Here is a 19165-nt window from a genome sequence, read left to right as displayed (position 1 = left end):
CCGGCGTCAGTCGCGCGTCAGGGGCTGCACCGACCGGAACGCGGCGCTGAGCATGCCGGCGCTGGTCTGCACCTGGTAGCGGCTGCGACCGCGCTTGACGATCGTGCCGGCCAGCCCGCCGTACCGTCCCGCGCCGGTCAGCCGGACCCGGTCGCCCACCTTGAGGTCGACGGTTACCGGCTCGGTCCGGGGTGCGCGCAGGCGCGCGAGCTCGGCCGTGTAGCGAGGGTGCATCGGAGCCGGCTCTCCCCGGTAGGTCCAGGTGTAGAGCGCGGCCAGGTCGAAGGCCGCGGAACACACGGCACACGAGCGCACCCGGACGGGCCGGCGATGAGCCGTCGTACGGTGACCCGCCGCGCAGACCCCCGCCCACGCACCGTCGACCTTCGGCGCGTCGGCCGGCATGCACCGCTGCCCCGAACAACCGATCCGCCGCGCCGCCGCCCGCCACACCCGGTCATGACCGTGCCGCGGGCCGACGAGAGCATGCGCGATCTCGTGCAGCACGGTCTCGGTGACCTGTTCCGGGGAGTAGAGGCTCATCAGGTGCCGCGAGAGGCCGATCACCTTACGGTCGGAGTGGCAGACCCCGGCCCGCGTCCGGGCGTTGTCGAGCACGAGCCGCCAGTCGGTCAGGCCGTGCTGGTGCATCAGCCGGGTGGCGAGCTCCCGTGTCTGCGTCTGGTTCAACCGCGATACTCCTCGTCATGGGTCCTGGCCGCCCGTCGATGGTGCCACGAGCGCACGTGCTCGTCGTGGCTGGCACCATGCTGTCGTGGGCTCGGACTGGACGTGGGAACTACAGGTACCGGTGGCCGGCGAACCGGCTCTGCGCGAGCTGCTGCCGAACGGCGCTCTGCTGATCGAACTCCTCGACGACCCGGCCGCGGTCGACCCGCTGCGCTACGAGGAGATCCACTCCAGGTGGCTCAGCGCCGGCTGAACGCCGGCGCGGAGACCCTGCGGGCCGATGACGAGGTCGTCGTCCCCGAAGCGCAGCACCAGACCGGCGCAGAACGGCTCGCCGCCCGGCGCGGGGATCACGGCCCCGGCATTGAGCCGTTCCCCGACGAGTCCGGACAGGACACCGTCGCCCAGGCCGTCGGAGGGGAAGGGATCATCCCGTACCAGGCGGAGCTCATCGCCCCGGCCGTGCAGCCCGACCGGCAGGTCACCCGCCAACAGCAACCACGCATCCAGCCCGGACGACCGCCGGGCCTCGGTCGCCGCGTCCAGCCGCAGGCCGACCCGGCTGGTCAGCCAGGCGGAGATCATCCGCTGATCGCTGAAACCGGCGTACGGCACCGAGCGGTCATCGCCCAGCGCCTGCACCACGGCCCGGGCCGTCGCCTCGTGGACGTCGCCCGTACCGGTGTCGATCTCGGTGGTGAAGACCTCGGTCACCGTCACCCGAGCCGGCTGATCCCGCAGTGCCCACCGAGCACCCAGCTCCGCCTCCCGGCGGTGGTGCTCGTCGACGTCCACGATCACCTCGACCGACGCCGTGTCCGCCGGCGTCACCTCGACACCGACCCGGGCGAAACGCGCCGATCGCGCGGTCTGGCGCAGCAGCCGGAAGGTGGTCACCGGGCTTCCCGGGCCCGCAGCCGCGCCACCGCGGCCAGGACGTCCGCCCGGTTGCGGCGCGACTTGAGCCACGCCGGCAACTTCTCGATCAAGGACATCGAGCATCCCCCGTACGGGCCGCGCTCCCGCAGATCAGCGGCGACGAACTCGGCCAGCAGGTCCAGATGGGCCCGGTTGTACGCCCACAGCCGATGCCCCCGCACGGTCGCCGTGAGCCACAGCGGCTGCCGGAAGAACGGGTCGACGGCCACACCCCAGCAGGACGAGCGGTCCCGGGGAGACCAGGTCGCCGCGAGCCCGCACGTGCGGCACACCAGCCGCCGCGGCCGGGTCGTCGGCAGCTCGCCGGCGGCCGGATCCGCGACCACCCGGGCATGCGCGGCACAGCGCGGGCACACCACGTCGATCGGGTGCGCGGCCAGGTTGTACAGGGAGTAGTCCGACGTCGGATCGCGGAAGCGTGACGCCCGGGCGGCCTTCATGCGGGGGACGGTACCGCCTGGACCGGCCCTGGCACCGCCGCATTTCCCGCCCACGGCACTGCCGGCGAGGTCAGGGCCGAAAGACCCGCATCGGTCCGTGCCTGCGCCTCTGCCGGCTGCCTCGGCGAAGCGGTGTGCTGGAGCTGTCAGCAGAAGGCAGGGCGCCGAAGGAGGAGAGCCATCATGGTGAAGCGCCATCTGATCGCGGCGGGGTACGCCGTCGCATTGCCGGTGACCAGCACGGTTCTCATCCTGCTGGTCGCCGCCGGCGTCGAAGGGGCTGTGGCCGGCGTCCGCCGTCACGCCCGTCGTTGACGATGCCTCAGGCCGGGCGCGCGATTCCGGCGCGCCCGTGGTCCGGCTGCTCCGGTCGCCGATGCGTCACGTGCTGCCTCATCTCGGCGGCCACCGGGCCGGCCCGGCGGCGCCTGCTGCGCCGGCCCCGCGCGGCGGTCGGCGCTCGGCGAGAGGGCGTACGCTGCGACCAGGTGTGCCCTTCCTCCACACCGGAGTTGACCTGACCATGTCGCGGGAATCAGCGATCGCCATCACCGGTCTGCACAAGTCGTTCGGCGCCACCAGAGCTCTCGACGGGCTCGACCTGACCGTGGCCCGGGGAGAGGTGCACGGCTTCCTCGGGCCCAACGGCAGCGGGAAGACCACCGCGATCCGGGTCGTCCTGGGGCTGCTGCGCGCCGATGCGGGCGAGGTACGGCTGCTCGGCGGCGACCCCTGGCGTGACGCCGATCAGCTGCACCGGCGACTCGCGTACGTGCCCGGCGACGTCACCCTGTGGCCCGGCATCAGCGGCGGCGAGGTCATCGACCTGCTCGGCCGGCTGCGCGGTGGCATCAACCGGCAGCGCCGCGACGAGTTGCTCGAGCAGTTCGACCTGGACCCGAGGAAGAAGGCGCGCACCTACTCCAAGGGCAACCGGCAGAAGGTGGCGCTCATCGCCGCGCTGGCCTCCGACGCCGAGCTGCTGCTGCTGGACGAGCCGACCTCCGGCCTGGACCCGCTGATGGAGTCGGCGTTCCAGCGGTGCATCCAGGACGTCAAGCGGCAGGGCCGGACGGTGCTGTTGTCGAGTCACATCCTGGCCGAGGTGGAGGCGCTGGGTGACCGGGTGAGCATCATCCGGCTCGGCCGCACGGTGGAGTCGGGCACGCTGAGCGAACTGCGGCACCTGACCCGCACGTCGATCGCGGTGGAGACCACGCGGCCGGTCACCGACATCGCCCGGCTGCCCGGTGTCCATGACGTGGTCGCCGCCGACCACCACGCCCGCTTCGACGTCGACACCGCACAGCTCGACGCCGTGATCCGCGAGCTGGCCCCGCTCGGGGTGCGCACCATGACCAGCTCGCCGCCGACGCTGGAAGAGCTGTTCCTGCGCCACTACGGCGAAGCCCCGTCATGACCGGGACGGTGCCGCTGCTGCGTTTCCTGCTGCGCCGGGAACGGCGGAGTCTGCCCTGGTGGCTGCTGGGGGTCACGCTGCTCGTCCTCGTGCAATCCACCCAGAGCCAGGATCTGTACGGCACCGCCGAAGCGCTGCAACGGCTGCGGCAGACCATCGGCGCGAACACGGCCGTGATCGCGATGAGCGGGCCGACCGGTCTGCTGGCCTCGATCGGCGGCGAGGTCGTGTTCGAGATCTTCGCGTTCGCCGCGATCGTGGTCGCGTTGATGAACATGTTCCTGGTCGGCCGGCACACCCGCGCCGACGAGGAGTCCGGCCGCGCGGAGCTGGTCCGCTCGGCGCGGGTGGGACGCCGTACGCCGTTGGCGGCCGCCCTGCTCCTCGCCGGTCTGGCCGATGTCGCCGCGGGCCTGCTGGTGTTCGCCGCGGCGGCCGGCACCGGCCTGCCCGTTGCCGGCTCGGCTCTGTTCGGCGCCGCACTGGCCGCGTTCGGTCTCGTGTTCGCCGCGTTGACCGCCGCGACGGCGCAGGTGTTCGAGAGCACCCGGGCGATGTACGGAACGGTCGCGGCCTTTCTCGGTGCGGCCTTCGCGCTGCGGGCCGCCGGCGACGTGGGCGACGGCACGCTGTCCTGGGCCTCACCCATCGGGTGGGGGCAGCGCACCTACCCGTACGCCGGTGACCGCTGGTGGCCGCTGCTGGTGTCGCTGGCCGTCGCCACCCTGCTGGGGTCGGCCGCGGTGGGCCTGCTGACGCACCGGGACCTCGGGGCGGGCCTGGTGGCGCCGCGGCCGGGCCGGGCCCGGGCGTCGGCGCTGCTGCGTGACGCGCAGGCGCTGGCCTGGCGCCTGCAGCGCGGTGCCCTGCTGGGCTGGGCCGCCGGGCTGCTGCTCCTGGGCATCGCGTACGGGTCGATCGGCGAGAGCATCGACCAGTACGTCCGGGAGAATCCCGAGATCGCCCAGTTCCTGACCGGCGGCTCCGACGACATCCTGAACGCGTACCTGGCCGTCACCGCCGGCATGGCCGCCCTGCTCGCTGCCGCCTACGGAGTGAGCACTGTCCTGCGGGCCCGGGCCGAGGAGACGTCCGGCCGGGCCGAGATGGTGCTGGCCACCGGGACGAGCCGCAGGGTCTGGCTGGCCGGGCAGCTCAGCGTCGCCCTGATCGGCACCGCGGTGGTGCTGGTCGCGTTCGGCCTCGGCGAAGGCCTGGCCTACGGCCTGACTGTCTCGGACCTGGGTCAGATACCGCGGCTGGCCGGGGTCGCGCTCGCCTACCTGCCGGGGGTGTGGCTCGTCGGTGCCGTGACGGTGCTGGTGTTCGGCTGGCTGCCCCGGGCGGCGGCGGTCATCGCCTGGGTCGTGGTCGCCTACTGCGCCGTCATCACGATGTTCGCCGACTCGTTCGACCTGCCCGGCTGGTCGCGGCAGGCCTCGCCGTTCTTCCACTCGCCGAGGGTGCCGCTGAACGACCTGGCCGTCGCGCCGCTGGTCGTGCTGGTTCTCCTGGTCGCGGCCCTGGTGGCCGCCGGGTACGCGGGCCTGCGGCGCCGGGACGTCGGCTACTGACCGCGTGCACCACCGATCACTTTTGGTGACCTCGACTGGACCGGAACGTGACCTTGTGCCATGGTCGACGGGTGTCATTGCTGATGCGCGCTGAGTTGCTCGATCAAACCGTCGTGCTGGCTCTTTCCGGTGCGGTGGTCTATCAGAATCCGGAGCAGATTCCCGGGGCCGTGCGGGCGGCGGTCGTCCGCTGGGCGCCCGAGGCGATCCTGCTCGATCTGGCCGACGTCCGCGTGCTCGACGCCGCCGGGATCGCGGCGCTGCTGGACAGCCACCGAGCGGTCAGCTGGGCCGGGATGTCCTTCGCGCTGATCAACGTCGACACGTTCGTGATGGGCCAGTTGCGCGACATCGGCGTGGCCAGTCTCATCCGGGCCCAGCAGCCCGCCGAGGAGGATCGGGCCACCGTCGACGTCTGACGCCTGGAGGCCCTCGAAGCAGAGTGGGACCTCGCTCACTCGACCGGCGCCACTGAATGAGGGAGACCGCTGCGGGGTCAGCCGGCCGGTGGCAAGCGGTGCTGCAGGAGGTGGCTGCGGGCGTACTCGATGGCACCCGGCGTGTCCGCGAAGACGCACCCGTCGCGGCGCAGGTGCTCGGCGACGCCGAGCGTGCTGAGCACCTCCTCGTGGCTGGTCGCTATGCCCGAGAGCAGCACGGTGATGCCGCGTCGTTGCAGCCGGGTGATGGCATCGCCGAGCACGTGCGCCCCGGTGGCGTCCACGGTCGACACCCGCGACATGCGCAGGATCACCACCTGGGCATCGGTGATCTCGGACAGGTGCAGCAGGAACGTGTGGGCCGCGCCGAAGAACAGCGGTCCGTCGAGGCGGTAGGCCACGATGTGCTCGGCCAGCAGGGCGTGTTCCTCGGCGCTGTGATCGCCCTGCTCCAGGGGGATCCGCTCGATACGGGCGGTGCGGGCCACCGCGCGCAGCGCCAGGACGATCGCGACGGCGATGCCGACCACCACGGCGGTGACCAGGTCGAAGGCGACGGTCACGGTGAAGGTGAGGATCAGCACCAGCGCGTCGCGGCGGGTCGACCGGGCCAGCGCGAGCAGCGACGCCGCCTCCACCATGCGGACGGTGGTGGCCAGCAGCACCCCGGCCAGCGCGGCCAGCGGGATGTGCGCGACCAGCGGGGCCGCCGCGAGCACGATGACGGCCAGGGCGGCGGCGTGGGTCAGCGACGCGAGTTTCGAGCGGGCGCCGGCGCGCACGTTGACCGCGGTGCGGGCGATCGCCGCCGTCGCGGGGATCCCGCCGAACACGGGGGAGACCAGGTTGGCCAGCCCCTGACCGAAGAGTTCGCGGTCGGGATCGTGGCGCTCGTTGACCGTCATGGCGTCGGCGACCGTGGCCGACAGCAGGCTCTCCAGTGCGGCGAGCGCCGCCACCGCCACCGCGGCGGGCAGCAGCGTCCGCACGGCGCCGAGGTCGAGGAAGTCCAGCGACGGAGCCGGTAGGCCGGCGGGCAGCCGGCCGATGCTGGGCAGGGCGATGGGTGTGACCTCGACCAGAATGGTCGCGGCGGCCACTCCGATGAGGGAGAACGGCACGCCGGGACGCAGGCGGGCCCCGAGGAGCATCAACGCCGCGACGCCCACAGCCACCGCGACGGCGGCCGGGTGGGGGTGGCGGGCGAAGCGGGTCACCGCGTCGGCGGCCACCGCCCACACCTTGTCGCCGTGCGCGCCGGAGACGCCGAGGGCCGCCGGCACCTGCTGCAGGGCGATGACCACGGCGATGCCCGCGGTGAAGCCTTCGATCACCGGGGTGGGCAGGTACCGCACGTAGCGGCCGAGGCGGGCCACCGCCAGCCCGATCAGGATCACCCCGGCCAGCGCGCCCACCATCAACACCCCGGCCGCGCCGACCTGCGCGACGACCGGCACCAGGACCACGGTCATCGCCCCGGTGGGTCCGGACACCTGCAGGTTCGAGCCGCCGAACACGGCGGCGACCGCGCCGGCGACGATCGCGGTGACCAGTCCGGCCTGCGCTCCCAGTCCCGACGTGACGCCGAAGGCCAGGGCCAGCGGCAACGCCACCACGGCCACCGTCAGCCCGGCGACCAGGTCGGCGCGCGGTGCACGGCGCACCGCCGCCCAGTCGGCGCGCTGCGGAAGCAGCCTGACGAAAGGCACGGACCCGCCCACGGCACCCTCTTCTCACGCCCGCCGATTGCCACGTCATCTCGCGACTTGCGAAGATTAGCAATTAAGCAAGACGTTGGTCGCGGCGGTGCCGGTGGACCCGCGGTCGCCCGCGCGGTCGTCGTCGTGGAAGCATCAGCACGGCGCAGGCCGCGACCGCGACCCGCCGCCGGCCGGCGGGGGACTGAGGACCGAGGTGGTGACGGTGAGCCGACCGCTGTACCAGTTGAAGGCCGAGTTCTTCAAGACGCTCGGTCACCCCGCGCGCATCCGGGTGCTGGAGCTGCTCAGCGAACGTGAGCGCTGCGTGGCGGAGATGCTCCCCGAGGTCGGCATCGAGCCCGCCCACCTGTCCCAGCAGCTGGCCGTGCTGCGCCGGGCCAACCTGGTCGTCACCCGCCGGGAGGGGTCCACCGTGTACTACGCGCTGACCAGCCCGCACGTCGCCGAGCTGCTGGCCGTGGCCCGGCAGATCCTGTCCGGTGTGCTCAGCGGCCAGGCGGAGCTGCTGCGCGACCTGCACGCCGACCCGGCGTAGGGGGCCCGGTCAGAGTTCGAGGGTCCGCTCGATCGACCGGAGCCGGTGCCGGGCCATGGCCAGGTTCGCGCGGTCCCGGTTCAGGGCCAGGTACATGAACAGCCCTTGACCGGACCCGCCGGTGACCGGCCGGATCAGGTGGTACTGCGAGCCGAGCGTGACCAGGATGTCGTCGATCTTCTCGTGGAGGCCCAGCAGCTCCATCGTGCGCAGCTTGGCCCGCAGCACCTCGGTGTTGGCTGCCGCGGCGATCGCCACGTCGAAGCCGCGGTCGCCGCCGGCCGTGCCGAGTGCCATGCCGCTGGTGTAGTCGACGATGGCCGCCGCGATCGCGCCGTCCAGTTGCAGGGCGTCCTTGAGAGCAACGTCCATCTCCGCCATGTGTGACCCCTCCCCAGTGGTGTGTTGTCCGGATCGAGGATCAGCGACCCGGGCGGGGGACAGTCGGACTCCGTGTCCGCCCCTGCCGGGACACGTCGATGAAAACTGAGGCATCCCCGATCCGACTTGCCGATATTGGCAACTGGGTAGACCGGCAACTTCCGTGAATGACAAGAGGGGCCGTTGGTGTCGGTACCGCTCTACCAGGCCAAGGCGGAGATGTTCCGCGTCCTCGGCCATCCCGTCCGGATCCGTACGCTGGAGCTGCTGCAGGCAGGCCCGCTCCCGGTGCGTGACCTGCTCGCCGAGATCGACGTCGAGCCGTCCACCCTCTCGCAACACCTCGCGGTCCTGCGCCGGGCCGGCGTCGTCGCCTCCTTCCGCGACGACGGTCTGGTCCGGTACGCGCTCAGCACGCCCGCCGTCGCCGATCTGCTCGCCGCCGGCCGGCGCATCCTCGGCGCGGTCCTGGCTGACCGGGACGGCCTGCTCGCCGAGCTGCGCGCCACGGGGGCACACCCACGGTCGCGATGACGTGCGCAACCTGACACGTTCCTGACTTCGGCTTGCCAGGCTCCTTGCGCCCGGGATCGTCCCGGGCGCGGGACAGAGAGGCAACCCGATGCGGAGAAGTCACCCGCTGCTGGTGACGGTCGTGGCGCTGGCGGCGTTGTCGGCCTGCGGATCGTCCGAGCCGGCCGCCGACAAGTCGTCCAAGGTGGCCACGCTGGCCAGCCCCGAGGCCAAGGCGTCCGCCTCAGCCAGTCCGGAACGTCCGCGGGAACGGCTGGACGGCACGCCCGAGGAGTTCGAGGCCATGCTCGGGCCGTACGACAAGTGCCTCAAGGAGCACGGCGCGCTGCCCAAGAGCGAGTGGTCCAAGGACAACAAGCGGCCGGATCCCAGGACGATCACCAAGCTGGCCGAGAAGGCCGAGGCGGCCGACCGGATCTGCAACCCGCTGTACTACCCGCTGCCGCCGTGGGAGAAGGACCCGGCCAACCCCGAGGCGCGGGACTTCGCCCGCGACGTGGTCAAGTGCCTGAAGGGCAAGGGCGTGAAGTTCGTCGAGACCGGCGACAACGGCATCGACATCGCGCTCGGCGGCGACCAGAACGACAGCCGCTCGATCAGCAAGGGCCTGGATCTGATGCCCGAGTGCGAGCGCGAGGCCGCGGCGAAGGCGAAGAAGTAGCACGCCGGGCGGCGGCCGGAGCCCCGGCCGCCGTCCGCCCGTTCAGATGGTGGCCAGCGCTTGGGTCGGCGTCAGCCGCGACGCCCGTACGCAGGGATAGACGCCCGCCAGCACTCCGACGACGATCGCCCCGCCGATCCCGAGCACCGCCGAGCGGGCCGGGACCACCAGCGGCCAGTCCTGCCAGGCCGCGTACCCCATGGTGGCGAGCAGGCCCAGGACCGTGCCGGCCAGCCCGCCCACCGTGGCCAGCACCACCGACTCGGTGAGGAACTGGCCGCGGATCTGGCCGCGGGTCGCGCCCAGCGCGCGGCGCAGGCCGATCTCGGAGCGCCGTTCCAGCACCGAGACGACCATCGTGTTGGCCACGCCGATGCCGCCGACCACCAGCGCCACCCCGGCCAGGGCCAGGAACAGCACCGAGAAGCTGCGTTCGGTGGCCCGCTTGGCCGCCAGCGCGTCGGACGGCCGGGTGATCATCACCGCGCCGGGCCGCTCGGCCGAGATGGTCTCGGGCAGGACGTCGCGGACAGCCTCGAGCTGCGACCCGTCGCTGCGCACGTAGAGCACGGTCGGGTGGCCGTCGAAGGCGAGCTCGGATTTCGCCGACGGCCAGCCGACCAGCACCGAGCGGTCGATGTCGGGGGTCAGCGGAGTGGTGGCCAGGATCCCGACCACCGTGAACCTCCGGTCGGCGATCATCACCTGGGGTGACGGCGCGCCGGCCGGCAGCCCGGTGATGCCGAGCCGGTCGGCGGCGACCGAGCCGAGCACCACGGCCGGGAACTTCTCGGTGACCGCGGTCAGCCAGGCCCCCGACCGGATCCGCGCGTTGATGACGGGCAGCAGGTCGGTCCGGGTGGCCAGCACGGTCAGGCCGGAGCCGTCCCGCGGGTCGGTGCGGTCGTTGCGGCGTACCACGGTGTGGGTGTTGGCGACCGCGCTCGCGCCGGTGACCGGGCCGATCCGGCGGACCATGGCCACCGCCGACTCCGGCAACCGGGCCAGCGGGTCGACGTCGGGCAGCGCCATCGCCTGCAGCGTGTTGGTGCCCAGGGCGCTGAGCTCGTCGACCAGCGCGGCCTGGCTGGAGGCCGGGATGCCGGTCACCACGATCATCGTGGCGATGCCGATCGCGATGCCCAGCCCGGACAGGGCAGCGCGGGCCGGCCGGGTCCGCAGGCCGATCATGCCCAGCGCGAGCAGATCCATCGGGGCCAGCCGGGCCCGGCGGACCGGAGCGCGGCTCATCGGTGCGCCGCCCCGGCGTCGCGGACCAGGCGCCCGTCGCGGATCTCGATCTGCCGCGGCAGGGACGCCGCGATGTCCCGGTCGTGGGTGATCAGCGCGATGGTGGTGCCCTCGGCGTTCAGCCGGTGCAGCAGGCCCAGCACGGCCCGGCCGTTGGTGGTGTCCAGGGCACCGGTCGGTTCGTCGGCCAGTACCAGCGAGGGCTGGTTGACCAGCGCGCGGGCGATCGCCACGCGCTGCCGTTCGCCGCCGGACAGCTCGTGCGGGCGGTGCCCGGCGCGGTGGGCCAGGCCGACCCGGGCCAGCGCGTGCCGGGCCCGCTGCCCGCGGTGGCGGCGGGGCACCCCGGCGTAGAGCAGGCCGGTGGCGACGTTCTCGGCCGCGCTGAGCCCGTCGGTGAGGTGGAACTGCTGGAAGACGAAGCCGATCTCGCGGGCCCGCAGCGCCGACAGGTGCCGGTCGCTGAGCGTGGCCACGTCCTGCCCGGAGATCCGGACCGTGCCCGAGGTGGGGCGGTCGAGCGTACCGATGATGTTCAGCAGGGTCGATTTACCCGACCCGGACGGGCCCACGATGGCCACCATCTCGCCCCGGGCGATGTCCAGGCTCACCCCGGCCAGGGCGGTGACGCCGCCGGGATAGCGCATGCTCGCGTCACGGACGCGCAGGACGGGTTCGTCCGTCACGACGCGACCACCACGTCGGTGCCGGGGGCCAGGCCGTCGCCGCTGATCTCGACCCAGCCGTCGGCGAACATCCCGGTCCCGACCGCGACCAGTCCCTGCGGGCCCTGCACGGCGTAGCCGCCCTCGGTCAGCGCGACCAGCGCCTCGACCGGCGCGGCCAGCACGTCCTCGACGGTCCGGCCGGCCACATTCACCTGGACGTCGGCCGAGTCCAGGTCGGCGATGGCTTTCGGGTCGTCGACGGTCACCGACACGGTCATGGTCGGTGCCCCGTCGGCCACACCACCCTCCGGCGCGGCGAGGGTGCGGCCGACCGCGGAGATCCTGGCCTTGACCGTACGGTCGTCGGGCAGGCTCACGGTCACGCGCTTGCCCCGTTCCAGGACGGCGGCGTCGCTGAGCTCGGCCGGCACGGTGATCACCTTGCGGGTGGAGGTGACCGACATCAGCGGGGCGTTCGCCGGGGAGCCGGGCTGCACGGCGAGCGAGTCGACCCGGACCGCACCGGGCAGCACCTCGACGTCACCGACCGCCACCTGCCCGGTGACCGGCAGGCCGCGGTCCTGCTGCCACTTCTCGATCGCCGCGATCAGCCCGGTGGTGAGGACGCTCTCCCCGGACCTGACCTGCACCTTGGTGGCGGGTGCGGGCGTGGAGGGCCGGGTCACCCATGCGCCCGGCGCGGGCTGGTGGCCGATGCCGTACCCGAGCGCCCGCAGGTTGTCCGCGATGATCCGTACGTCCCGGCCGGCCAGGTTGCGCCCGGCGATCGGCCGGTAGAGCGGCATCTTGCCGTAGAACAGGGTCACCGGTTTGTCGTCGGCCCGGAACAGCTGCTTGCCCCGCTTGATCGTGGCGCCGACGGCCGGCAGCCAGGTCACCGTCGCCTCGGTGTGCCCGGAGACCGGGCGGGGCGCCCCGAAGCCGATGCTGCCGTTCAGCTGCTTGGTGGTGGACAGGTCCCGGCGCTCCAGCTTGACCGTCTCGACCGCCGGGGGCGTCTGCGCCGCGGGCTTGCCGGATGCCCGGTGCCGGGTCAGCACGACCCCGGCGACGACCGCGAGGACCGCGACGACGAGGCCTCCGGCCAGCCATTTCACCGCGCCGCGGCGTCGCCGGGGCGGGTCCGGGACGAGGGGGATCACCTCGGTCGGGGAGTCGAGCTTCGGATGCATGCCGACGAGCGTCGCCGGAGATCGTTAGAAAGCTGTCAGGTATCGCCGAGGACTCCGGTCCGCGTGCCCGGCGGGCCTATCATCGCCGCCATGCGTGCCCGTGTCCTGGTTGCCGACGACGATCCCCGCCAGGCCGAGGTCGTGCGCCGCTACCTGACCGCGGCGGGCCACGACGCGTACGTCGTGCACGACGGGCGGGCCGCGCTGGACGAGGCCCGGCGCCGGCGACCCGACCTGGTGGTGCTCGACGTCATGATGCCCGGCCTGGACGGGCTGCACGTGTGCCGCACGCTGCGTGCGGAGTCGGACGTGCTGGTGCTGATGCTGACCGCCCGCACGGCCGAGGAGGACCTGCTGCTCGGGCTGGAGCTGGGCGCCGACGACTACCTCACCAAGCCGTACAGCCCGCGGGAGCTGATGGCCCGGGTGCGGACGCTGCTGCGGCGGGCGTCGCGGGGCGCCCCGGCGCCGGCCGGTCCGGGGCTGCGCCGGATCGGCCGGATCGGCGTCGACCCGGCCCTGCACCAGGTCACCGTCGGCGACGAGCCGGTCGAGTGCACCCGGGGCGAGTTCGCCATCCTGGCCGCCATGGCCGAACAGCCGGACCGGGTGTTCACCCGGGCCCAGCTGCTGCACCACACCCGCGGGATCGACCGCAGCTCCACCGAGCGGACCATCGACGTGCACGTGATGAACCTGCGCCGCAAGATCGAGACCGACCCGCAGCGGCCCAGCCAGCTGGTCACCGTCTACGGCGTCGGCTACCGGCTGTCCGCCGGATCGGCGGAGACCGGATGAGCCGCGGCCGGGTGCCGCTGCGGCACAGCCTGGTGACCCGGCTGCTGGTCACCTCCGTGCTGATCGCGATCGCCGCGACCGCCGCGACGGCCTGGCTGGCCGTCAGCACCGCCACCCGGGCCATCCGGCAGGAGCAGGGCCGCTCGCTCACCGAGGACAAGGGCGTGTACGACATGCTCGTCGGCTACGGGGCCACCCACGCCGACTGGTCGGGAGCGCCGGCGCTGATCCGGGCCCGCTCGGCCAAGCTCGGCCGCCGCATCACGCTGATGACCGCCGACCGGGTGGTGATCGCCGACTCCGGCCCGGGCCCGTCGCTGGCGGCCGCCCGGCCGTCGGCCACCGTCGACCCGCTCAACCTCGACCTGGCCCTGACCGGGGGCACCGAGCGCATCGACGCGCGGGCGGTCGGCCCGTTCCGGCTCCCGGCCGCCGAGCGGGCCGAGCTGCGGAAGGTGGCCGAGGACCAGCTCAGCTGCGTGCGCCGGATCGGTTCGGACGGGCGGATCACCGAGCTGCCGAACGGCCGGCCGGCGCTCACCGTGACCGGCCCCGACAAGGTCATCGCGGCCTGCGAGGCGAAGCTGCCCGCGTTGACCAGGGCCGAGGCCAAGCCGCTGGGCAAGCTGGGCGCGCTGGTCACCCGCTGCGCCGGTCCGCCGCCGGAATACCAGCTCGGCGTGTGGCCCGACTTCTCGACGTACGTGCAGAAGGCCGAACCCGCCGACCTGAAGGATCAGGCGGTCGCGACCGCGCTCGGCCCGCGGGAGCTGTTCGACCTCGGCAACAAACGGGCCACCGCCCGCATCCGCGGCTGCGTCGAGAAGTCGCGGCGGGCCATGCTGCAGCCGTACGTCGCCCCGCCCGCCCTGCTGTTCGTCACCGACCCGGACACCGGCTCCGACCAGACCCGCTTCACCCTGTCCCGGCAGAACACGATCCGGATCGTGACGACCACCGGCGGCGTGCTGCTCGCCACCATCTTCATCACCGTGCTGGTCGGCCGCCGCCTGATCCGTCCGCTGCGCGCCCTCACCGACGCCGCCGACCGGCACACCCCCGCGCTGGTGTCCACCCAGGACGAGATCGGCCGGCTGGCCCGCGCGCTGAACGACTCGGCCGAGCGCCGCGACCGGGCCGAGGCCCAGCGCCGGGCCATGGTCAGCGACGTGGCCCACGAGCTGCGGACCCCGCTGACCAACATCCGCAGCTGGCTGGAGGCCGCCCAGGACGACCTGGCCCCGACCGACGGGCAGCTGCTCGAGCTGCTGCACGAGGAGGCGGTGCTGCTGCAGCACATCATCGACGACCTGAGTGACCTGTCCGCGGCCGACGCCGGCACGCTGCGCATCCACCCCGAACCGACGTACGTCCGGGACGTGCTGGTCCAGGCGGTGGACAGCCAGCGCGCGCCCGCGCACGCGGCCGGTGTGGGGCTGGCCATGGAGGTGGACGGCGACCCGGTGGTGGCGGCTGATCCGGTACGGCTGCGTCAGATGGTCGGCAACCTGGTGTCCAACGGCATCCGTTACACCCCGCGCGGCGGCTCGGTCACGGTGAGCGCGCAGGGCTCGACGATCACCGTCCGGGACACCGGCGTGGGCATCGCCGCGGAGAACCTGCCGAAGATCTTCGACCGCTTCTGGCGCGCCGACGAGTCCCGCAGCCGGGCGACCGGCGGCAGCGGCCTGGGGCTGGCCATCGTGCGCAAGCTGGCCGACGCGCACGGCGGCACCGTCGAGGTGGACAGCACCCCCGGCAGCGGTACGACGTTCACCGTCAGACTGCCCTGACCCGATCACAGCGGGTCACCTATCCGACTGCCCGACCTGGCCCCCGGCGGCCGGCCCGGGACGTATTCTGACACCGCAGCAGCGCATATCCGGCCCGCCACAGGCAGGTGCCACATGCCCGACTCCAGACCCACCGGGTCAGCGGCCTCGCTACCGATCAGCGACCCGGCTGCCCGCCCCGAGCCCACCAGCGGCACCGCCCTGTGCCTGTCCGGCGGCGGCTACCGCGCGATGCTCTTCCACGTAGGGGCGCTGATCCGGCTCAACGAGACCGGCCTGCTGCGCACCCTCGACCGGGTGTCGAGCGTGTCCGGCGGGTCGATCACCGCGGCCGTGCTGGCCCTGGCTTGGCCGGACCTCGACTTCGGGCCCGGCGGCGTGGCCCGCGCGCTCACCGACCGGGTCGTCGCCCCGTTGCGGGCGATGGCCGGCCGGTCGATCGACAAGAAGTCCGTGCTGACCGGCGTGCTGCTGCCCGGCCGGAGCGTGGCCGAGACGGTCGCCCGGGCCTACGACCGGCACCTGTTCCACGGCGCGACGCTGCGGTCGCTGCCCGAGGACGGCGCCGGGCCGCGGTTCGTCATCAACGCCACCAACGTCCAGACCGGGAAACTGTTCCGCTTCTCCCGCCCGTACGCGGGGGACTGGACGGTGGGGCTGTGGCGGGATCCGACCACCAGGCTGGCCGACGCGGTCGCTGCCTCCAGCGCGTTCCCGCCGGTGCTGTCCCCGCACCGGATCACTCCTTCAGGACGGTTCGAAGCCGTGCCGGGCGGGGTCAACCAGGCGGCCGCGTTCCGCGAGTCCGTCTGGCTCTCCGACGGCGGCGTGTACGACAACCTCGGCCTCCAGACCGCCTGGTACCGCTGCCGCCGCCTGCTGGTCAGCGACGGCGGCGGGAAGTTCGATGCCGAGCCCGCCCCGGGACGCGACTGGGTGCGGCACGGCATCCGCGTCCTGGAGATCGTCGACAGCCAGGTACGCGCCCTGCGCAAGATCCAGCTCATCGCCGCCTACCAGCGGAACCTGCGCGACGGGGCGTACTGGGGGCTCCGGACGGAACCGGCCGACTACCACCTGGCCGACCCGGTGGTGATCGCCGGGGCGGACGTGCAACGGGCCCGGACGGTCCCCACCGGGCTGTCGCGCCTCGACGAGCCGACCCAGCGGGCCCTCATCAACTGGGGTTACGCGATCACCGACACCGCCCTGCGCAGCCGGGTCGATCCCACCCTCGCCCCACCGGGCCGACTACCGATCTCCTGAGGCAGGTGCGTCATGCGGGTGAGCGTTCCCGTGATCGTCAAGGACCCCGTCGTCATCCGGTACAAGGACATCCAGCCGACCGAGCAGATCACCGTCGACGCCGACCTGTTCCTCGACGGCCCGGTCTCACCGCGGGTCGCCGTGCTCGACTTCGAGCCCGCGAGCGGAGCGCTGGCACCGTCCGCCCGGTTCGTCCCGCCCAGGGGACGAGCCAAGCGCGGCTCGTACGAGGTGCCGCGCCCGGTGAGCCTGGACGCCGAGGACGTCGACACGATCGCCACCGCGGTGTCGGTGTTCGGCGCGGTGCACAAGACGATCACCATGTTCGAGGAGCGGGACGCGCTCGGCCGCGCCGTCGACTGGGCCTTCGACGGCCCGCAGCTGCTGGTCGTGCCCCGCGCCGGCGAGATGGCCAACGCCTACTACGAGCGTGACTCGCACAGCCTGCAGTTCTTCCAGTTCACCGTCGCGAACCGGCCCGGCACCTGGGTCCGTACCGCGAACTCGCAGGACATCGTGGCCCACGAGACCGCGCACGCCTTGCTCGACGGCATCGCCCCGGACCTGTACTCCGCGATCTCACCGCAGTCGCTGGCCATCCACGAGGCGGTCGCCGACCTCGCCTCGCTGCTCGTCTCGTTGCGCTGCAAGGAGCTGACCGAACGCGTCCTCGCCGACTACCAGGGGCGGATCGACGACACCAACGTCTTCAGCGGACTGGCCGAGGAGTTCGCCATCGCGCTGGACCCCGAACGCCACTACCTGCGCAACCTGAACAGCGGCGTCGCCCTCCCGGATGTCCCCGATCACGAGCCGCACGAGCTCTCCAGCGTACTGTCGGGTGCTTTCTACCGGGTGCTGGTCCACACGTACGAGGAGCTCCGCGGGCATGCCGTGGCGCCGAAGGCGCTGTTCGAGGCCGCCGGACAGATCAAGCGCATGCTGATCCGCGGCCTGGACTACCTGCCGCCCGGCGACGTCAGTTTCGCCGACCTCGTGCGGGCCGTGCTGGCCGCGGACGAGGCCTCGCACCCCGACCACCCGCAGGTCCGCACGCGCTTCGTGAAGGAGTGCCTCACCCGGGGCATCGTGCCCACGCCGAAGGCTCTCGACGTCCGGACCGGCTTCACCCACCGGGCCGTCCGGGAGGCCGACATCCCCGGGCTCATCGCCTCCGACTTCGCCGCCTACCGGTTCGCCCAGCGCAACCGCCGGTGGCTCGGGATCCCGCCGGACACCCCGTTCGAGGTGCGCCCCCGGCTCGACGTGACCAAGAAGTACTACCACCGCGACGGCGACAGCATGGTCCGCGAGGTGCTGTTCAAGGTCTCGTGGTCCGGCACCGAGGACAACGGCTCCGCGGGCGGCCTGCCCACCCAGCGCCGGTACCGCGCCGGCACCACCCTGGCCATCGGCCTCGACCGCCCGGCCGGACCGTACGTGCGCGCGCTGCTGACCTCCACCCGTTCGCAGCCCGACCGCGACGCCACCGACGCGATGCTCAAGAAATTGATCGAACGGGAGCAGCTGCACGTGTCCGCGGCGCCGGTCAGCCGCCCGTCGCCGCTGCACGGCGCGATCGAGGCGGACGTCTCCTCCGGCGTCCTGCGCGTGCACGGGATGGCCCGGATGCTGCACATCACGGCCGGGGAACGCTGATGTCCGAGGACCTGGTCGTCCGCATGTACAACGTCCGCTTCGGCGACGCCATCCTGGTGACCGTCCCGGACCGGAACCCGGCCACCGGGCGTACCGTCACCCGGCGGATCCTGATCGACGTGGGCAACGCCCCCAAGGTCGCGGGCACCGGCCGCGGCGGCGAGGACGACGTGTTCGAGGCCGTCGTCGGCGACATCCTGGACCAGCTCGACGGGCACCCGCTCGACCTGTACGTGATGACCCACGAGCACCTCGACCACGTCCAGGGCCTGTGCTACGCCGCCGAACGCCTGCCGGACCTGAAACTCGCGGACCGGCTCAAGATCCGGCACCTGTGGCTGACCGCCTCGGCCGCGCCCGACTACTACGACAACGGCAAGCACCCGAAAGCCCAGGAGCAGCGCCTGGCCTTCGACGCCATGTACCGCCGGGTGGCCGCGATGATGACCTCCCGTACGGCCGCGGCGGCAGCGCCCGGAGTGCTCGACATGCTCGCCAACAACGACCCGACCAGGACCCGGCAGTGCGTGGCGTACCTGCAGACGCTCAACCTGGCCCGGACCCACTACGTGCACCGCGAGACGAAGCTGCGGGGCACGCACCCGTTCCGCGAGGCCGAGCTGTCGGTCTGGGCGCCGGAGGAGGACACCTCCGCCTACTACGGACGGATGCTGCCGCTCGACTCCGGTGCCGTACCGGAGCGGCCGCCGGAACGCCGGACCCGGCCGGCGCCGGATCCGCTGCCGCCCCCGGGTGTCGACGCGGGTGCCTTCCTCGGACTCGTCGCGGCCCGCCGGGCCGGCGCCGTCGACAACCTCTTCGCGATCGACAGAGCGGCCAACAACACCAGCATCGTCTTCGCGCTCGAATGGCGCGGCTGGCGGCTGCTCTTCTCCGGCGACGCGGAGATCCGGAGCTGGCGGACGATGGCCCGGCAGAACGTGCTCAAGCCCGTCCACTTCCTCAAGGTCTCGCATCACGGCAGCCACAACGGCACGCCCACCGACGAGGTCTTCGAGGCCATCATGCCGGCGGTGCCACCCGACGACCGCCCGCGCCGGGCGGCGATCTCGACCTGGGACCACACGTACGCCGGCATCCCGCACGAGCTGACCAACAGCCGCCTCGCCGAACGGGCGACCCTGCTGTCCACCCTCGACCGCCGCGACGAGCTGTTCTACGACGTGACGTTCGAGGGTTGA

General features: G+C 72.7%; 21 protein-coding genes. 13 read left to right on the top strand and 8 right to left on the bottom strand.

From position 1 onward, the window contains the following. Nucleotides 1-6 precede the first annotated feature (6 nt). Nucleotides 7-690, bottom strand: coding sequence for a SprT-like domain-containing protein (locus tag AB0C12_RS27725; RefSeq protein WP_360552743.1), 684 nt, complete (start codon nt 688-690; stop codon nt 7-9). Nucleotides 691-775: 85 nt separating this feature from the next. Here AB0C12_RS27725 and AB0C12_RS27720 point away from each other — a divergent pair, with 85 nt between their 5' ends. Further along, on the top strand, nt 776-943 hold the full coding sequence (locus tag AB0C12_RS27720) for a hypothetical protein (protein WP_360552742.1): 168 nt from the start codon (nt 776-778) through the stop codon (nt 941-943). On the opposite strand, the gene AB0C12_RS27715 is transcribed toward AB0C12_RS27720, so the two are convergent. Together AB0C12_RS27715 and AB0C12_RS27710 are read right to left on the bottom strand one after the other, a co-directional pair. Then, nucleotides 904-1587 carry a hypothetical protein gene (locus tag AB0C12_RS27715; protein WP_360552741.1) on the bottom strand — a complete coding sequence of 228 codons (684 nt, stop codon included), beginning with the start codon at nt 1585-1587 and terminating at the stop codon, nt 904-906. The two genes, AB0C12_RS27720 and AB0C12_RS27715, sit on opposite strands and share 40 nt — an antisense overlap. Further along, nucleotides 1584-2069, bottom strand: coding sequence for a hypothetical protein (locus tag AB0C12_RS27710; RefSeq protein WP_360552740.1), 486 nt, complete (start codon nt 2067-2069; stop codon nt 1584-1586). The genes AB0C12_RS27715 and AB0C12_RS27710 overlap by 4 nt, the downstream gene beginning before the upstream one ends. Nucleotides 2070-2252: 183 nt before the next feature. Between AB0C12_RS27710 and AB0C12_RS27705 the strand changes: the two genes are divergently transcribed. From AB0C12_RS27705 to AB0C12_RS27690, 4 genes are all read left to right on the top strand, one after another. Further along, nucleotides 2253-2384, top strand: coding sequence for a hypothetical protein (locus AB0C12_RS27705; RefSeq protein ID WP_360552739.1), 132 nt, complete (start codon nt 2253-2255; stop codon nt 2382-2384). Nucleotides 2385-2592: 208 nt separating this feature from the next. Then, nucleotides 2593-3489, top strand: coding sequence for an ABC transporter ATP-binding protein (locus AB0C12_RS27700; RefSeq protein WP_360552738.1), 897 nt, complete (start codon nt 2593-2595; stop codon nt 3487-3489). Further along, nucleotides 3486-5063 carry an ABC transporter permease gene (locus tag AB0C12_RS27695; protein ID WP_360552737.1) on the top strand — a complete coding sequence of 526 codons (1578 nt, stop codon included), beginning with the start codon at nt 3486-3488 and terminating at the stop codon, nt 5061-5063. Before AB0C12_RS27700 ends, AB0C12_RS27695 begins: the two co-directional genes overlap by 4 nt. Before the next feature lie 83 nt (nt 5064-5146). Continuing rightward, entirely contained in the window at nt 5147-5482 is a 336-nt protein-coding gene (locus AB0C12_RS27690; RefSeq protein ID WP_360552736.1) for an STAS domain-containing protein, read from the top strand. Nucleotides 5483-5559: 77 nt separating this feature from the next. Here the strand turns inward: AB0C12_RS27690 and AB0C12_RS27685 are convergent, their stop codons facing one another. After that, nucleotides 5560-7212, bottom strand: a complete 1653-nt coding sequence (locus AB0C12_RS27685; protein WP_360552735.1) for a SulP family inorganic anion transporter — start codon at nt 7210-7212, stop codon at nt 5560-5562. 214 nt (nt 7213-7426) lie between these two features. Between AB0C12_RS27685 and AB0C12_RS27680 the strand changes: the two genes are divergently transcribed. Further along, a complete protein-coding gene (locus AB0C12_RS27680) occupies nt 7427-7759 on the top strand; it encodes a metalloregulator ArsR/SmtB family transcription factor (protein ID WP_360552734.1) in 333 nt (110 codons plus the stop codon). A 9-nt stretch (nt 7760-7768) separates the two neighbouring features. Here the strand turns inward: AB0C12_RS27680 and AB0C12_RS27675 are convergent, their stop codons facing one another. Next, nucleotides 7769-8140, bottom strand: a complete 372-nt coding sequence (locus AB0C12_RS27675) for a hypothetical protein (RefSeq protein ID WP_360552733.1) — start codon at nt 8138-8140, stop codon at nt 7769-7771. A gap of 186 nt (nt 8141-8326) precedes the next feature. Here AB0C12_RS27675 and AB0C12_RS27670 point away from each other — a divergent pair, with 186 nt between their 5' ends. Together AB0C12_RS27670 and AB0C12_RS27665 are read left to right on the top strand one after the other, a co-directional pair. Next, nucleotides 8327-8674, top strand: coding sequence for a metalloregulator ArsR/SmtB family transcription factor (locus tag AB0C12_RS27670; protein WP_360552732.1), 348 nt, complete (start codon nt 8327-8329; stop codon nt 8672-8674). An 88-nt stretch (nt 8675-8762) separates the two neighbouring features. Continuing rightward, the gene (locus AB0C12_RS27665) at nt 8763-9335 is read left to right on the top strand and encodes a hypothetical protein (RefSeq protein WP_360552731.1); all 573 of its coding nucleotides are present in this window, start codon (nt 8763-8765) and stop codon (nt 9333-9335) included. Nucleotides 9336-9377: 42 nt separating this feature from the next. Here the strand turns inward: AB0C12_RS27665 and AB0C12_RS27660 are convergent, their stop codons facing one another. Genes AB0C12_RS27660 through AB0C12_RS27650 form a run of 3 tightly spaced genes read right to left on the bottom strand, consistent with a single transcriptional unit; the run spans nt 9378 to nt 12447 of the window. After that, nucleotides 9378-10586 (bottom strand): ABC transporter permease, encoded by a 1209-nt coding sequence (locus AB0C12_RS27660; RefSeq protein WP_360552730.1) that lies wholly within the window; start codon nt 10584-10586, stop codon nt 9378-9380. Further along, entirely contained in the window at nt 10583-11233 is a 651-nt protein-coding gene (locus AB0C12_RS27655; protein WP_360552857.1) for an ABC transporter ATP-binding protein, read from the bottom strand. The genes AB0C12_RS27660 and AB0C12_RS27655 overlap by 4 nt, the downstream gene beginning before the upstream one ends. A 35-nt stretch (nt 11234-11268) precedes the next feature. Beyond that, entirely contained in the window at nt 11269-12447 is a 1179-nt protein-coding gene (locus AB0C12_RS27650) for an efflux RND transporter periplasmic adaptor subunit (RefSeq protein WP_360552729.1), read from the bottom strand. A 90-nt stretch (nt 12448-12537) separates the two neighbouring features. On the opposite strand from AB0C12_RS27650, the gene AB0C12_RS27645 reads away from it, so the two are divergent. From AB0C12_RS27645 to AB0C12_RS27625, 5 genes are all read left to right on the top strand, one after another. Continuing rightward, a complete protein-coding gene (locus tag AB0C12_RS27645) occupies nt 12538-13245 on the top strand; it encodes a response regulator transcription factor (RefSeq protein WP_360552728.1) in 708 nt (235 codons plus the stop codon). Then, entirely contained in the window at nt 13242-15038 is a 1797-nt protein-coding gene (locus tag AB0C12_RS27640; protein WP_360552727.1) for a HAMP domain-containing sensor histidine kinase, read from the top strand. The genes AB0C12_RS27645 and AB0C12_RS27640 overlap by 4 nt, the downstream gene beginning before the upstream one ends. 114 nt (nt 15039-15152) lie before the next feature. Further along, entirely contained in the window at nt 15153-16304 is a 1152-nt protein-coding gene (locus AB0C12_RS27635) for a patatin-like phospholipase family protein (protein ID WP_360552726.1), read from the top strand. A gap of 18 nt (nt 16305-16322) precedes the next feature. Next, nucleotides 16323-17963 carry a hypothetical protein gene (locus tag AB0C12_RS27630; RefSeq protein ID WP_360552725.1) on the top strand — a complete coding sequence of 547 codons (1641 nt, stop codon included), beginning with the start codon at nt 16323-16325 and terminating at the stop codon, nt 17961-17963. Then, nucleotides 17963-19165, top strand: coding sequence for a hypothetical protein (locus tag AB0C12_RS27625; protein WP_360552724.1), 1203 nt, complete (start codon nt 17963-17965; stop codon nt 19163-19165). Before AB0C12_RS27630 ends, AB0C12_RS27625 begins: the two co-directional genes overlap by 1 nt.

Origin of the sequence: Actinoplanes sp. NPDC048967, from assembly GCF_040649415.1 — a bacterium.
Classification (GTDB): Bacteria; Actinomycetota; Actinomycetes; order Mycobacteriales; family Micromonosporaceae; genus Actinoplanes.
Note: the sequence above shows the minus strand (reverse complement) of the source record. Positions and strands in the feature narration are given on the sequence as shown.

Coding starts and splice junctions, on each gene's coding strand:
- AB0C12_RS27650 (WP_360552729.1), bottom strand. CDS start 12,447: ATGCATCCGAAGCTCGACTCCCCGACCGAGGTGATCCCCCTCGTCCCG.
- AB0C12_RS27640 (WP_360552727.1), top strand. CDS start 13,242: ATGAGCCGCGGCCGGGTGCCGCTGCGGCACAGCCTGGTGACCCGGCTG.
- AB0C12_RS27710 (WP_360552740.1), bottom strand. CDS start 2,069: ATGAAGGCCGCCCGGGCGTCACGCTTCCGCGATCCGACGTCGGACTAC.
- AB0C12_RS27645 (WP_360552728.1), top strand. CDS start 12,538: ATGCGTGCCCGTGTCCTGGTTGCCGACGACGATCCCCGCCAGGCCGAG.
- AB0C12_RS27705 (WP_360552739.1), top strand. CDS start 2,253: ATGGTGAAGCGCCATCTGATCGCGGCGGGGTACGCCGTCGCATTGCCG.
- AB0C12_RS27655 (WP_360552857.1), bottom strand. CDS start 11,233: ATGCGCTATCCCGGCGGCGTCACCGCCCTGGCCGGGGTGAGCCTGGAC.
- AB0C12_RS27660 (WP_360552730.1), bottom strand. CDS start 10,586: ATGAGCCGCGCTCCGGTCCGCCGGGCCCGGCTGGCCCCGATGGATCTG.
- AB0C12_RS27690 (WP_360552736.1), top strand. CDS start 5,147: ATGCGCGCTGAGTTGCTCGATCAAACCGTCGTGCTGGCTCTTTCCGGT.
- AB0C12_RS27675 (WP_360552733.1), bottom strand. CDS start 8,140: ATGGCGGAGATGGACGTTGCTCTCAAGGACGCCCTGCAACTGGACGGC.
- AB0C12_RS27625 (WP_360552724.1), top strand. CDS start 17,963: ATGTCCGAGGACCTGGTCGTCCGCATGTACAACGTCCGCTTCGGCGAC.
- AB0C12_RS27635 (WP_360552726.1), top strand. CDS start 15,153: ATGCCCGACTCCAGACCCACCGGGTCAGCGGCCTCGCTACCGATCAGC.
- AB0C12_RS27695 (WP_360552737.1), top strand. CDS start 3,486: ATGACCGGGACGGTGCCGCTGCTGCGTTTCCTGCTGCGCCGGGAACGG.
- AB0C12_RS27665 (WP_360552731.1), top strand. CDS start 8,763: ATGCGGAGAAGTCACCCGCTGCTGGTGACGGTCGTGGCGCTGGCGGCG.
- AB0C12_RS27700 (WP_360552738.1), top strand. CDS start 2,593: ATGTCGCGGGAATCAGCGATCGCCATCACCGGTCTGCACAAGTCGTTC.